We start from the raw sequence: 12,668 nt of genomic DNA on the forward strand, positions 1-12,668 counted from the left end.
GCGGACGCCCCACGTCCCATCAGCCGTCGTGGGTGTATTGTTGGCCGAGCAGCCACCCGGTGAGAATGCCGCCGGGTCCGCTGGCATAGACCGCGCTAAGGCCGACACCGGCGCGCAGCATCTGCCATTCATGCTCGCCGACCCAGGGAATGCCGGGATCACCCTTCTGGTATTGCGACAGCAACGTTCGGGCGACTTCCGCGGCATTGGCGTAGATCGGGCCGTTCGCCCAGCGGGGTCGCGGCAGGCCCGTCATGCGGCAGTAGAGCGCGGTACAGACATAGGCGGACGCCTCCTCCGCATTGCCGTCAAGGCCGGTACGCAGCAGATCGTAAGCCGCATGCAAGGCCTCGTGGACGATATAGGCTTCGTCCATTCGCCCCGTCGCCGACACGACCTCCAGCGTATTCGCCGCGACGACCGTACCGTCCGCCCGGGTCCGCGCGACGTCGTTATATTGTGCCGCAACATTTGCCGCGAGGTCCGTCGGAACTCTGACGCTGACCTGTCCCAACCGGATCGCGCGAGCGACGTGATGGAACGTTTGCGGTGCAATCGTCACGTGGCTGCCACGGATCGGAAACCGGAAGCGAATGCGTGCGACCGCCGGGCCATTGAGTACGTCTAGCACCCTGCTCCGAAGTGACATCGGATCGTCCTTGCTGTTGACACTGCTCCACGAATGGTGGTCGGCGTTTCCGGTTAGGAGGTTCAGTTGAACCCGGCCCCGGCCGGATCAGACAAATCGGGGACTGGCTTTCACTCGGAGGGCAGCCCCGTGACGACCACCGACCCGACCACGACCGACACTTACCGCAAGATCGCGGCGCGGCTGACCATGCTCCGGCCGCAGATCGATCTGTCGAAATATTTCGCGGGGCCGAATCCCAATGTCCGCCTCTATGACGAGAAGGCCTATATCCGACGCCAATTGGAGAAGTATGGCGTCGCGGCCGCGACGACCACGCTCGACGGCGTCACGTTCCTGCCCAAGGACTGGGAAGACCTGATCAAGACGCTGCGCATTGCCAAGACGTCGGACGGATTCGACGCCTTCGCCGAAGGCAAAAGCCCGGAGAAGCCGTCGCATTGGGCCCTCGATCTGTCGATGGCAGCCACAATCGGCAAGGGATTCCGGGAGATCTGGCGCCCAAAACTATCCGACCGGCCGCTCTCGACGCGAGACCTTCCGGGCCGGCACGGCTTCGGGCTCGGGCGCGGCCGAGGGCAATGGAGCGACGACTATAGCGCGCAGTTCGGCAAGGACCCGCAGCCGCAGGACATCACGTCGCTGCATTTCGCGGTAGCGCCGGACCGGGTCAATGTTCACATCGACGAGACCGGCTTCGTGTTTGAGGGCGCAGACGGCGCCCTCACGGTCGGACCGAATTTCGGCCACCACGCCGTCAATGAACTGTTCTGGAAGAGCAATCCTCACCTGCCGCGCTGGGCGATCGATCACATCGACCTGATCCTGCCGAACAGCGCCAACGATTTTTCGCGATTTGGCGTTTCGGTCGACCTGTATCAACGCAAGGACTTGCGCGTCACCGTCACCGGCTCCTGCGGCATTTTCGGAGGATTCGAGTGCTCGGGAACGTTAAGCGTCAGTGGAACGCATGATCTGCTTGGCTCCAAGCCGAAAGGCGCGCGCTGACGATCGCATGTCTGCGATCGAGGGTGCGGCAGAGCCGCTTGAACCGGCGCTTCAGCAGACGCGACTGAGGGATAGGCTCGCCGACGCAAAATGCGTCCTACAGTTTATGCCAATGGTGTTGTTGCAATGGCGCCCTTAAAGCCCCCCGTCTGGCTCGATACCAATATTCTTATAGACATACAGAACGGGCAAAGAGCTGCGGCGAGCACCGCCGAGAAAGCGCTCAGCCGACGCTTCGAGAATGAAATTCTCAATCTGGCCAAGGACGGTCACGAGGTTCTGATCTCACCGCGGGTCAAGTTTGAATTTCTAAAGGGAGCGCGTGCTCAGTCCGGCGAAAAATTGCTCACTGACTTGCGGATCGTCGAAGACAAAATGATGACCCAGGTGCCCCGCGCGCAAGTTTGGAAGTGGGGCAATGAGGGTTTGAATCACGGGCTTTCCGCGTTCGATTCCGATGTTGTTGCCCAGGTCAGGGCAGGCGGAGTGGCTCGCGGCATCAAGAATCCGGTGTTGCTGACCAGGGACAGCGGAGGAACGCTCATTGCGATGCGCAGGAGAGGCGTTCAAGCGCTCGACTTCCGGGCACCGGAGGTGAGACTGAAGGTCCCGCGGAACACACCGACCCCGCCAGAGGTCCCGCCGCCGCCGGCAGGCTCCGTCGCTGGCGAAGGATTTTGGAGCGCGGCCAAGGCCGGCTTCAAGGCGGGTTTAAAGGAGGCTTTCAAGGCCGAGAACATCGCTGCGATGATCCCCGATCTGGTCCTTATGGTGGCCGACAAGGTCGCGGCCCGAGAGGCACTCAAGAACATTCAAGTCAAGTTCATCAAGGAGGGGTTTGCAAAGGGCGTTGCAGCGGGCGTCATGGGTTGGTCCGAGGAGGAAGTTGCATCAAATCTGATGAACCGCATCACCGCGTTCAGAGTTCAAGGTCTGGAAGACCCTGCTGGCATCCTGACGCGCGCGACCATTCTGCAAGTGGCCGAAGCGTACGAAAACTATGCGGTGGTGATTGGATTTCAGTTCAGCTCTGCCAAGGACCTGAAATGGAAGCGCGAGATGGTCGCCAAGGGCTCCAAGATTCTGCATCAGTATGGATATTATTTCGGAACCGATCCGCAGGCGCTATTCGAGTACGAGTTCATCGACAAGCTAGCGTGGACGCTTCAGCCGACCACCAATGCGATAGTTGAGCCCGCAATCCGCCACTGAAAACGATCATATTGCTGGTGATTGCTCATGCCGCAATTGAAAGACAAAGTAGGACGGTTTGCCGCCACGGGTCGCAGCTGCCAGAACTGGAAGCAGGACCAGGAACTGGTCATCTCGCTGCTCAACAAGATCGCCATTTCCGACGGAGGAGCCGAGACCACGCTCAAACCGCAAATGGTCGTGACGGGTCACGCCAGCGACAGCCTCTACAACTCGATCCTGTATTTCCAGAAAAAGAACTTCCCGGGCACGCCGGACGGCTATATCCGGCCTGGTGGGCCAACATTCACTCGGCTCGTTGATCTCGCGACCAAGGCAGCCGCCAAGCCTCCTCCTCCCAAGGGTCAATGGGACGGGATCGCGACGCCATCCGTCGATGCCGCACTTCGCAAGGGTCTGCTCGACGATTCCAAGCTGGACTATGGGGAAGTCGTCGACATTATCAGGGCGACCGTCACGGACGGCATGGTCACCGCATTCGAGCTGGACGACCTGACCACTATTGCAAACACCTCCAGAACGCTTTCTCCGACTTCGAAGAAGCTCATCACGCTCTTCGTCGGCGACGAAAAGAAGAAGTGGCTCGGGGTTGGACCGTACGACCTCAACTCGGATCAAAAGAAGCTCGCCGCGGAGATGGTCTGCGATTTCCTCAAGAACACGAGGACCACATTCTTTCCGAAGCTCGACCCGCACCGCGTCGGGATAGGCATTCTCAGGCGAATTGCGAAGCCGAGCCTCATAGATCAGGATCAAGCGAGCATGTGCGGCCCCTCCGCGCTGATGTTCAGCTACGCATCCGACAAGCCGGGGCAATATGCGCGGTTCGCCATCGATCTGTATCAGAAGGGGCAGGCGAACCTCGGCCGCCTGCTGATCAAGCCGGGAAAGGACGTGAAAAACTACACGCCGCCCTACTCGCTGGACCACGTCGATTGGCTGACTTGCGCCTCCATTCGCGACTCCGAAAATTGGTTCCTCGATTTTGACGACACCGGCAGAATAAGCGACGTCGCGGGGATCACCTTGCCGAGCGAAATGGAGCAATGGTTCCGCAAGGCCGGATACCAGGACGTGCGCGAGGAGACCAATCTGAAATTCAGCAAAGGCATCGACAGCGTCAACGAAGCCAACGCCCTGCTCGCCAGTGGATACCGCGTATGCCTGTTCATAAGCGCCAACATGATCGAATATGACGACCAGTCGGATGAAGGCTCGGTGTTGACGCGGCACTGGGTCGTCTTGCGTGACAGGATACAAGTGTCGAACGGAAACGTGACGACAACGATCTTCACATGGGGCAAAGGAGATTACGCGATCCCGCATCCGGGCAAGGGTGGCGCTCAGAAGCCTCTCTCGATTGGGGACTTCCTTATGAATTATTACGGGTACATTGCTGCCAAAGCGTGAGTGGAGAACAAGCGCTCTCACCACGCGTTGAGGTCGGTGACGAGTTGCTTGTCCAGGGACAAGCTTTCCATGCCGCTGGAAAGCAAAATGCCGCTTCGATTATGGTGCCCACTCCCGGGAATGTTCCGCTTGTGGTGCAGGAAGTGACCGACCTCGTGCGCCATGACGCCAATGAACGCCTCGCCATAGTCGAACACGGGTGGATTGCCCTGATCGACAACCACGAAGACCAGCTCGTCGGGCAGATACTCTCCAGCCGCCTCGTTATCCATTGCGTCATAGTCGCCGACGAGAAAACACGTGAGATCGGCGCCGCGCACCTTGAACGGGACGATCTCCTTGCGGAAAACATCCCGCGAGATTTTTGGCCCCAGGGCTTTCCGGACCGTCATCCAAGTCGCCTCTGCCGGGGTGAAGAAGATATTTGCCTGAGCCCCGAACGTCCAGTTCAGCTTGGTGAGGAACCAGGGCACGTCGTCCGGCGTCCATTTCGTGGCGTTGATCAGATTGCCAGATTGATCGAGGTACTTGAGGAATTTGAACGCGATCGTGAAATCCTTGCGCGGCAGAATGGCGACATCCAACTTGATGCTTGTGCTGCCGCGTACGGCTTTAAGCTCGGGAATGCCTTTATCCTTGGGCGAGACCTTGAGGCCGCGCGCAGGGCCGTCCGGCCGTGCAGTGGCATACAGCGCTGTACGCAGACGCAGCAACTGGTCGTCGCGCTCCTGGCCTTTTTGCTCCCTGAAGCGGGTCTTGATGTATTCCTGAGCGACACGTTCGACGTCATCGAGCCGCACATCCTCGACCAGTAATCGATTGCGATCATACGACAGGCCAACGTCCTTGCTGTCGCGGAGGCAGACCAGGTTGAAGCCTCCCCGAGGAACGATCATGAAATTTTGCGCAGCGTACACACCCGAATTCTGCAGGAACTGAACGAAGCTCGGCATGGCTCCCCCCACCCCTCCTAATCCACGGACGGGATCTCGCCCGGTCCATCGCGCCGAGCATATCCATCCGGGATCGCGTCCGGTTGAGCGCGCAAGATAGCGGAAATTGGCCTTGCGAGGCAGTTGATTTCGCTTGGTGTCGTTAAGCAGCAAGGGCGAATGCCGACACAAGCCGAGCGGATTTCGAAGAAGATCTTTCCGGCTGGGGGCTTGCGCCCTGAGCTGACCTTCACGCCGTTTGGGGACCACCGAGGCGAGCACGTCCGGCCCCACAAGAACGCGACTGATGAAGAACGGCCAATGGTCATCGACCAAAGCGATGGCGCACGACCTTCATCATGACGACGAGGCCAAGCACGCACAGATCAAGCGGCGCAAGCAGGCGGCCAGAAAGTGAACGTTTGTCGGAATGGATTCGGCGCTGTTGTCGGAACGGAAATCAAATATTCCGATAAGTACCTCAAATTATTGGAGCGGGTGAAGGGAATCGAACCCTCGTATTCAGCTTGGAAGGCTGCTGCTCTACCATTGAGCTACACCCGCATCTCGGGTTCACCTAACACGGCCGGGCGGCGGCCTCAACTGCCCCGGCGTGCGTTCTGTTCTCCGGTAAACGAAACCATTTCGCCGCAATCCGGCCGGTTTTCCGGCGCGGCCGGGCCGGAGGCGGCCTTAACAGCGGCGGATTCGGCACCTATATTGGAAGTCCCATCAACAAAGAAAGGAGGTGATCTAGTGTCTTGTCTCAAGCGCTGTCACCTCGCTGGGATCGCCCGCTAGGCCCTGAGCAATCAGCCTGGCATCGGGGCGCTCTCAGCCCTGGACCAGCGAGACATCAATATCGGGGGCGCGGCGGAGCTCATCCGCCGCGCCTTTTTGCTGTTTTGGCCTGCGCGATTCGCCGCCGCCATGCCGGCCGCCGGGATACCTTGTCGCAACACAGAAACCGTCCGATCCGCTACAGATGAAATGTCGGCTCGGATCGCCGCGGGACGTCCTTGGGCCAGTCGCATCAGAAATAAGGAGCACATCAGATGCTTTATGCCATCCTGGCCTATCACGTCGAAGCCGAGGTCAAATCGTGGAACGCCGAGGAGGACGCTGCCGTGATGACGGGTCTGCGCGAGGTCCATCAACGGCTGAAGGGCAAGCTCGGTCCGGCTGCGCGGCTCGGCGATACCCGCAATGCCAGCACGCTGCGTGGGCCCGGCCACGGCATGGTGATCGACGGGCCGTTCTCCGAAACCAAGGAGCAATTGCTCGGCTTCTACGTGATCGATTGCACCGATGAGGCGGAGGCGATCGCCGCGGCGCGCGACCTGCGCAGCGTCAACCCGTCGGCGGTCTACGAGATCCGCGCGCTGAAGCTCTACATCCCCGGCGCGCCATTTCCGGAGACCGCGGGCCCGCGAGACGCGTAGCGCGTGTCCCCGCGCAAACGGCTTTGGCGCTTGTCGCGAGGGAAAACCGCTTCGCACGTTTCCGGATCATGCCTTAGCGGCTGGAGCGCTTCGGCAGCTTCGGGAGTTTGCTCGGGTCGAACTTCGGCAGCGGCAGATCCGGCGGCGGCTCGGGTGCCACCTCCTGGCTCGGAATCAGCGTCACCTCGAAGGCGAGATCGGGCACAGCATCTGCCCTGCCCGTGCAGGTCGCGATCGCGCCGGTCCAGATGCCCTCGAGCCGCACCACGAGGTCGTCGGTGCCGAACACGGTCGTGCCGTCTCTGGAGTGCCGCTGCGTGGTGAGCACGGCGGAGAAGCGCTCGCCGTCGACCTCATAGGTGCCGCTGTAGAGCATGACCGCGTCGCTGCCCCACAGCCTGCCATCGGCGACGTGCACGATGCCGGTGCCGTCCGCAAGCGACGTTCGAAACCACGCCGCGTAGGTGCCATTCTTGAGCATGGAGCCGGTCTCCATCTGCTCCCGTTTCACAGCGCACGATCTGGGCACCGCTGCGTTAACAGGCGATGAAGGAACTCACGCCTGCGCTCATTGGCCGTCGATCTGTCGTCCCATGATGGCGATCGCCTTCTGGTAGACGCCTGCCGCGTTCCACGCCTCGATCGCGGCGAAGTTGGGTTCCCCGGGCTGATAGCCGGCACCGGCGCGCCAGCCATGGGCGCGCAGGAAGTTCGCCGTCGAGCTCAGCGCGTTGGCCGCGACGTCGAGATTGCCGGTGCCGTAGGCGAGGACGTTCTTCGGCATGAACTGGGTCTGGCCGATCTCGCCATGCATCGAGCCGCGCGTGCTCCCGGACAAAGTGCCGCGGTCGACGAGCTTCAGCGCCGCATAGAGCTGGTCGGTGAAGAACTCCGGACGGCGGCAGTCATAGGCAAGCGTTGCGATCGAGGACAGCATGTTCTGGTTGCCGCGCTGGCTGCCAAAACCGCTCTCCATGCCCCAGATCGCGATCAACGGTCCCGGCGGCACGCCATAGCGCTGCTGGATCGAGGCGAACAGCGCCGCCTGCGACTGCTTCAGCGATCGGCCACGCGCCACGATGGTTGCAGATCCCCGCTTGGCCATGAACTGCTCGAGCGACAGGCCGAAGCTGCGCTGGCCGCGATCCGCGGCAATCGTCGCACTGGCGTAATGGGTCTGCATCAGCGCGGCGATCGCGGTGGCGCCGATGCCCTTGGCGCTCGCCTCGCCCGAGAACTGCTGCTTCCAGGCTTCGAACCCGCCGGGCCCGTTGCCGCACTGCGCCGCGTTCGCCTCAGCCCCCAGCGTTGCAACCATCACGACGATGGCGAGCGCCGACGTCGCAACCTGCCAGCCCCTGATCATCCGAAACCTCCTCCGCAAATATGCCGCCGCCCTCGCGGGCGCGGCGCTGACGATGGCCGGATGGACATGACCCGGCGATGAACGGCCCGCCTCAGATTCGGCCTCGGACCGTCACGATATGTCGCTGGCAGCGGATTGGCCATCCCGCCCGCCTCAGGCAGGCCGGGACATTTGGCCCCCGCGCCCGGAAGGCGTCACGCGCCGGGCATGACGACGAACACGGCGTGCGTGACGATGCGGATCGCGCATGAGACCCGCGAAATCCGGTGGTGAACGGCGTGCGATGTAGTAGGTTCTCGGCGGGGACGGCGGCCCCGCTGTCCTCCAACTTGGGAGGCGATGGCTATGATGAAGACCCTGTCACTTCTAGCGGTCCTGCCCTTTATCGGCGTCCTGTCGATGTCGACGAGCCACGCCGCATCCACATGCTCGACCAGCAATTTCGGCATCTCTGCAGTACCGTGCGGGAAGCGGTATGCGGTCAGCTACGAAGCCTGCCGGAAATACGTGATCGAGCATGGCGCATCGCCCGCCGAATCCTGGTGGTACTGCAGCAGTCAAGGCTACGCGAAATAGTCGGCACTTCCTGAGCGAGGCTTTTATTTCCTGAGCGAGGCTTTTCGCCGCCGCGGACAGCGCGTCGAGCTGCCGCGACGTCGAACACGCGTGCCTGCCGGTCAGCATGTTAAGGCACGTCGCCTCTTCTCACTGGACCGACGGTCTGCGGCCGGTTGAGGAAGAACTCGCGATTGCCGAGCGCGGCCTCCGCATACTGGTCGATCGCCACGATGATCGCCTGCACGTGGTGAAAGCACCAGCCTTCCCGCGTCGCCATGTGCCGGACCTCGGCCAGCGCCTTGATCCAGGGCGCGTGGTCATCGCTGTCGTGGAAATACCGAAGCGGCTCTCTCATCTTTTCCTCCGGCACATCACGTCTTGCAGCTCGGCGCACAGCCGCCGCATCCCGGGCGCGCCGTCATGCACGCGCTTCGCCGGCGGCCAGCTCTCGCTTCGCCGGGCGAATGAAGGCTGACGTCGCGGCGCGACGGCGCGGTGCAACGCTCGCATGCACGATGATCGGATCGCGGTCGCCCAGGACCTCCCGCTCCTCGACCAGGCGGCTCATGACCAGCCGCATCTTCAGGAGATCCCCGGCGACGAAGGCGCAGTCCTCATCGCGGTTGATCTGCTGGCGCATGATGGCTTCGGCCTCGAGCATGCTGACGCGCAGCGCCCTGATCTGCCTGCGAATTTCGCTGATGCGGTTGTCCATGGCGTCCTCCAATTCCCGGTGGAGGACAATTAGAACAAAACAAGAACATTGAGTCAAGCAGCGAAGCTGTCCGTCATGGGTATCGTTATCACGACGCAACCGGGTGAGTTGCAGTCACTGGCCGTAACAGCTTTCACTCAACGTGAGGTACCGGACATCAAGCGAGATCAAGAAGCCGCGGCCGACCGCGCGCGGCGAGGATCGCAGCCGTCAAAGACAAACGGCCGACATACGACTGTGGAACAATGCGGCATCGAACTTGTCTACACAAATAGACAAGTTAAAATGGGTCGATTCTATTTCGATCATTGCGCAGCAAATGCCCAAGTACTCCAATGCCCAAGTCCTCCAAGCTGGTAGCCGCGAAGCGCGGCAAGGTTCTTCTGGTTAGACGCCGATCTGACGGGCTGTGGATGTTCCCCGGCGGGCGCAGGCGCGCGCGCGAGACCGGGAAGGATTGCCTCAAGCGCGAAATCAAGGAGGAGCTGCCGAAGCTCAAGCTCGGCAGGCTTAGCCTGTGGAAGGAAGTGACGGCCAGGAACAAGCGTTCTGGCCGCAGGATGAGCGACGCGATCTTCATCGCCAAGAACGCCAAGGGCCGACTGGCGATCGGCGACAAGAAGGAGATCGACCGCGCCGCCTGGCAGAAGCCGCGGGGCCTTCGCCTGACGCCGACCTCCCGCTACATCCGCGACCGGCTGTTTCCGAGCAAGCAGCGCCGCCGGAGATAGGCGGCGGGACCATCGCTGCTTGAAAGCGCCGCGCGTCCACCCCAAAGAAACGGCCCCAGCGAGGGGGCACAAGCTGGGGCCGCGAGTTTACCTTGATCGTCCAGACGCTGCCGGCAGGGACAGCACCGAACCTGTGACAATCATGCTCCGCCGCGTCGGTTCCTGGACGGCGCGCCTGGACGCGATCCCGGAAGGATGGGCCGTGAGCCTCATGCAGCGGCAGCTCACGGCCGAGCACATCTCGATGCTCAACATGATGCTTGGCGAAGCGCGGCGACTTGGGATGTCCTGATTCCCCAAGGCGAATGTCCTGATGGGTGCGGCACCCTCTCTGGTGCCCCATCATGATCGTCGGATACGCATCCGCAGACCAAGAGTTCCACCGCAGGAACACCGTACTGATCCGGATTTCTGGACAGATAGGACGGTCGTAATACCAACCCTGCCGGCGTTACCGTTCTTTGCAGAGCATTTTTTCACGACTGAGTTTTTACAGACCTATTATGACCGGCAGAAAAGGGCCGCCGATGCGACGGCCCTTTTCGATTCAGTGCCCATGTCTTCGCGCGGCAACGATCCCGGTGACGCACCCAAATCGGTACCAGGCAAAGAACGAGGCCGCCAACCGGCGGCCTCTTTGTTGAGTGGCCCCAGCAACCTATGGGGGCCTGGGAGGGCAGGCGCTGGGGCCGTCTACCGGCCCGGTTGGCGCAGTCGGGCCAGGTGAGCTTCCATCAAATGAACAGAGCAACGGCAACCATTGCGATTGGGCAAAGTCCCAATACGACGATGCCCGCTCGAATAATCACTTCGGACATGACATGCGCCCTTCAATGGGGCGGTCAAAATACGCCGCGGCGGAAGCCGCGCAAAGTGCAGTTTGTGCCAGGTTTTCCGCGTCCCTCAATCATGCGTCACGGCGGGAAAGTACGCGCCAAGGCGGAGTCGTTCAGACACCAAAACTCACGCGCGAACCTCCCGGAGATCGCCGAAGAGTGAGGCCCCGGCCGGTATCGCGAATTTCGGCCCTGGAGTTTGGCGGCTGCGCCGGCACACCGTGCTGATTTCTTCAGCTTCGCATACCGCCGACGCGTGCTAGGAATGACGTGATCCGCTGCGTATCGGACCACGACATGGGCCAGAACTCGTCAGAATGACCTTCCCCTCCAACCGCCAGAGGCGGCTGTTCAGACTGGTCTCCGCGCGTTGGCAGCGCCGCGCCCTGTTCTTGCTGGGCGGCATTGCGGTCGGCGCGGCGGCCGTCGCGCTGGCACAGCTCGCCGATCTGGCACAGATCGCGTTCGGCGCGGTGGTATCCCGTTTCCATTATGCCTCGCTGGTGCTCACGCCGGCCGGGTTCGCGCTGTCGGTGTTTCTGACCAACCGCTTCTTTCAGAACGCGCAAGGCAGCGGAATCCCGCAGGCGATCGCCGCACGCCATCTGACCGACCAGACCGCGCGCGAAAGCCTGGTTTCGCTGCGCGTTGCCGCCGGCAAGATCCTGCTGACTCTGTTCGGCCTGTTGTGTGGCGCGTCGGTCGGGCGCGAGGGACCGACGGTGCAGATCGGCGCCTCGATCATGTTTGCGCTCGGCCGCTTCTCGCCGCGGCGCCAACCCGGCCTGATCCTTGCCGGCGCGGCCGCAGGTGTCGCGGCCGCCTTCAACACCCCGCTGGCCGGGATCGTGTTCGGCATCGAGGAAATGAGCCGTGCCTTCGAGACGAGAACCAGCAGCCTGATCATCGGCGCGGTAATCGCCGCCGGCCTGACCTCGCTCGCACTGATGGGCAACTATACGTATTTCGGCACCAGCGCGACGGCCCTGCGCAACGGCACCGACTGGCTCGCGGTCCCGCTCTGCGGCGTTGCCGGAGGTCTTGCGGGCGGCCTGTTCAGTCGCATCCTGATCACAATGGCACGCGGGTTTGCCAATCCGGTCGGAAGCGCGATCAAGCGTTATCCAGTCGGTTTTGCCGCAATCTGCGGATTAGCGGCTGCGATTTGCGGGATTGCGTCCGACGGCGCGATCTATGGCACGGGATATCAGCAGGTCAAATCCGCGCTCGAAGCCGGAGCACAATTGCCGGCGAGCTTCAGCGTCTGGAAATTCCTCGCGACCACGTTCGCCTCGATCAGCGGCATGTCGGGCGGCATCTTCGCGCCCTCGCTCGCGGTCGGTGCCGGGCTCGGCTCCAACATCGCGCCGCTGTTTCACGGCGCGCCGCTGCCGGCCATCATGCTGCTCGGCATGGTCTCCTATTTCGCCGGCGTGGTGCAGGCGCCGATCACCGCCTTCGTGATCGTCACCGAGATGACCGACAATCACGCGATGGTCGTGCCCTTGATGGCCGCGGCCCTGATTGCGCACGCGAGCTCACGCCTGATCTGCAAGGAAGGCGTCTATCACGCCCTCGCCAAGGGCTTCGTCGAGCGCGCTGCGCCGGCGCAGAAGATCACCTCGATCTGAATTCCCGGCACCAAGGGAAAACGGCCCCGGCATCTCGCGTTGCCGGGGCCGTCCTATTCCCATGCTCACGGCGAACCGCCGGTGTCGATAATCAGGGCGGACCCTCTGGGCCTTGAAAAATTTCCTTAATGAAAAAGCCTGCCCAGCATCCGAAGATTCGCGCGATCCGGCGTTTCGG

14 protein-coding genes and 1 tRNA gene are annotated in these 12,668 nt (G+C 62.0%); 8 read left to right on the forward strand and 7 right to left on the reverse strand.

All coding sequences use genetic code 11. The features are described from left to right. Positions 1-19: 19 nt before the first annotated feature. The gene (locus ACVMDN_RS20785; protein WP_141339674.1) at positions 20-649 is read right to left on the reverse strand and encodes a hypothetical protein; all 630 of its coding nucleotides are present in this window, start codon (positions 647-649) and stop codon (positions 20-22) included. 129 nt (positions 650-778) lie between these two features. On the opposite strand from ACVMDN_RS20785, the gene ACVMDN_RS20790 reads away from it, so the two are divergent. The 3 genes from ACVMDN_RS20790 to ACVMDN_RS20800 all read left to right on the forward strand — a co-directional run bounded on the left by ACVMDN_RS20790 (position 779) and on the right by ACVMDN_RS20800 (position 4,279). Beyond that, positions 779-1,657 (forward strand): hypothetical protein, encoded by an 879-nt coding sequence (locus ACVMDN_RS20790; protein ID WP_456814510.1) that lies wholly within the window; start codon positions 779-781, stop codon positions 1,655-1,657. A gap of 90 nt (positions 1,658-1,747) precedes the next feature. Continuing rightward, positions 1,748-2,869, forward strand: coding sequence for a type II toxin-antitoxin system VapC family toxin (locus ACVMDN_RS20795; RefSeq protein WP_229189337.1), 1,122 nt, complete (start codon positions 1,748-1,750; stop codon positions 2,867-2,869). Positions 2,870-2,896: 27 nt separating this feature from the next. Beyond that, a complete protein-coding gene (locus ACVMDN_RS20800) occupies positions 2,897-4,279 on the forward strand; it encodes a hypothetical protein (protein ID WP_057019604.1) in 1,383 nt (460 codons plus the stop codon). A 17-nt stretch (positions 4,280-4,296) separates the two neighbouring features. On the opposite strand, the gene ACVMDN_RS20805 is transcribed toward ACVMDN_RS20800, so the two are convergent. Both ACVMDN_RS20805 and ACVMDN_RS20810 read right to left on the reverse strand, forming a co-directional pair. Continuing rightward, positions 4,297-5,232, reverse strand: coding sequence for a hypothetical protein (locus ACVMDN_RS20805; protein ID WP_456814511.1), 936 nt, complete (start codon positions 5,230-5,232; stop codon positions 4,297-4,299). Positions 5,233-5,701: 469 nt separating this feature from the next. Then, a tRNA-Gly gene (locus ACVMDN_RS20810) sits at positions 5,702-5,775 on the reverse strand. Positions 5,776-6,266: 491 nt separating this feature from the next. On the opposite strand from ACVMDN_RS20810, the gene ACVMDN_RS20815 reads away from it, so the two are divergent. Continuing rightward, positions 6,267-6,653 (forward strand): YciI family protein, encoded by a 387-nt coding sequence (locus ACVMDN_RS20815; RefSeq protein WP_076831500.1) that lies wholly within the window; start codon positions 6,267-6,269, stop codon positions 6,651-6,653. 73 nt (positions 6,654-6,726) lie between these two features. Here the strand turns inward: ACVMDN_RS20815 and ACVMDN_RS20820 are convergent, their stop codons facing one another. Together ACVMDN_RS20820 and ACVMDN_RS20825 are read right to left on the reverse strand one after the other, a co-directional pair. Further along, positions 6,727-7,134 carry a hypothetical protein gene (locus ACVMDN_RS20820; RefSeq protein WP_026192921.1) on the reverse strand — a complete coding sequence of 136 codons (408 nt, stop codon included), beginning with the start codon at positions 7,132-7,134 and terminating at the stop codon, positions 6,727-6,729. 87 nt (positions 7,135-7,221) lie between these two features. Next, a complete protein-coding gene (locus tag ACVMDN_RS20825) occupies positions 7,222-8,019 on the reverse strand; it encodes a lytic murein transglycosylase (RefSeq protein ID WP_038383190.1) in 798 nt (265 codons plus the stop codon). Positions 8,020-8,364: 345 nt separating this feature from the next. On the opposite strand from ACVMDN_RS20825, the gene ACVMDN_RS20830 reads away from it, so the two are divergent. Beyond that, on the forward strand, positions 8,365-8,595 hold the full coding sequence (locus ACVMDN_RS20830; RefSeq protein WP_456785216.1) for a hypothetical protein: 231 nt from the start codon (positions 8,365-8,367) through the stop codon (positions 8,593-8,595). A gap of 109 nt (positions 8,596-8,704) precedes the next feature. On the opposite strand, the gene ACVMDN_RS20835 is transcribed toward ACVMDN_RS20830, so the two are convergent. Then, positions 8,705-8,932 (reverse strand): hypothetical protein, encoded by a 228-nt coding sequence (locus tag ACVMDN_RS20835; RefSeq protein WP_016843397.1) that lies wholly within the window; start codon positions 8,930-8,932, stop codon positions 8,705-8,707. A 63-nt stretch (positions 8,933-8,995) separates the two neighbouring features. Further along, positions 8,996-9,292: a hypothetical protein gene (locus tag ACVMDN_RS20840; protein ID WP_076831506.1), complete on the reverse strand. Its 297-nt coding sequence runs from the start codon at positions 9,290-9,292 to the stop codon at positions 8,996-8,998. 335 nt (positions 9,293-9,627) lie between these two features. On the opposite strand from ACVMDN_RS20840, the gene ACVMDN_RS20845 reads away from it, so the two are divergent. The 3 genes from ACVMDN_RS20845 (at position 9,628) to ACVMDN_RS20855 (ending at position 12,490) form a co-directional block, all read left to right on the forward strand. Then, positions 9,628-10,023, forward strand: a complete 396-nt coding sequence (locus tag ACVMDN_RS20845; RefSeq protein ID WP_076831509.1) for an NUDIX hydrolase — start codon at positions 9,628-9,630, stop codon at positions 10,021-10,023. Positions 10,024-10,165: 142 nt separating this feature from the next. Further along, positions 10,166-10,315 carry a hypothetical protein gene (locus ACVMDN_RS20850; protein ID WP_456814512.1) on the forward strand — a complete coding sequence of 50 codons (150 nt, stop codon included), beginning with the start codon at positions 10,166-10,168 and terminating at the stop codon, positions 10,313-10,315. An 861-nt stretch (positions 10,316-11,176) separates the two neighbouring features. Then, positions 11,177-12,490, forward strand: a complete 1,314-nt coding sequence (locus tag ACVMDN_RS20855; RefSeq protein WP_456814513.1) for a chloride channel protein — start codon at positions 11,177-11,179, stop codon at positions 12,488-12,490. Positions 12,491-12,668 lie beyond the last annotated feature (178 nt).

The sequence above is a fragment of the Bradyrhizobium sp. USDA 4510 genome (assembly GCF_054059095.1).

Excerpts from the sequence above, each read along its gene's own strand:
- ACVMDN_RS20820 (WP_026192921.1), bottom strand. The coding sequence starts at position 7,134 with ATGCTCAAGAATGGCACCTACGCGGCGTGGTTTCGAACGTCGCTTGCG.
- ACVMDN_RS20815 (WP_076831500.1), top strand. The coding sequence starts at position 6,267 with ATGCTTTATGCCATCCTGGCCTATCACGTCGAAGCCGAGGTCAAATCG.
- ACVMDN_RS20845 (WP_076831509.1), top strand. The coding sequence starts at position 9,628 with ATGCCCAAGTCCTCCAAGCTGGTAGCCGCGAAGCGCGGCAAGGTTCTT.
- ACVMDN_RS20785 (WP_141339674.1), bottom strand. The coding sequence starts at position 649 with ATGTCACTTCGGAGCAGGGTGCTAGACGTACTCAATGGCCCGGCGGTC.
- ACVMDN_RS20840 (WP_076831506.1), bottom strand. The coding sequence starts at position 9,292 with ATGGACAACCGCATCAGCGAAATTCGCAGGCAGATCAGGGCGCTGCGC.
- ACVMDN_RS20800 (WP_057019604.1), top strand. The coding sequence starts at position 2,897 with ATGCCGCAATTGAAAGACAAAGTAGGACGGTTTGCCGCCACGGGTCGC.
- ACVMDN_RS20805 (WP_456814511.1), bottom strand. The coding sequence starts at position 5,232 with ATGCCGAGCTTCGTTCAGTTCCTGCAGAATTCGGGTGTGTACGCTGCG.
- ACVMDN_RS20850 (WP_456814512.1), top strand. The coding sequence starts at position 10,166 with ATGCTCCGCCGCGTCGGTTCCTGGACGGCGCGCCTGGACGCGATCCCG.
- ACVMDN_RS20825 (WP_038383190.1), bottom strand. The coding sequence starts at position 8,019 with ATGATCAGGGGCTGGCAGGTTGCGACGTCGGCGCTCGCCATCGTCGTG.
- ACVMDN_RS20835 (WP_016843397.1), bottom strand. The coding sequence starts at position 8,932 with ATGAGAGAGCCGCTTCGGTATTTCCACGACAGCGATGACCACGCGCCC.
- ACVMDN_RS20795 (WP_229189337.1), top strand. The coding sequence starts at position 1,748 with ATGCGTCCTACAGTTTATGCCAATGGTGTTGTTGCAATGGCGCCCTTA.
- ACVMDN_RS20855 (WP_456814513.1), top strand. The coding sequence starts at position 11,177 with ATGACCTTCCCCTCCAACCGCCAGAGGCGGCTGTTCAGACTGGTCTCC.
- ACVMDN_RS20830 (WP_456785216.1), top strand. The coding sequence starts at position 8,365 with ATGATGAAGACCCTGTCACTTCTAGCGGTCCTGCCCTTTATCGGCGTC.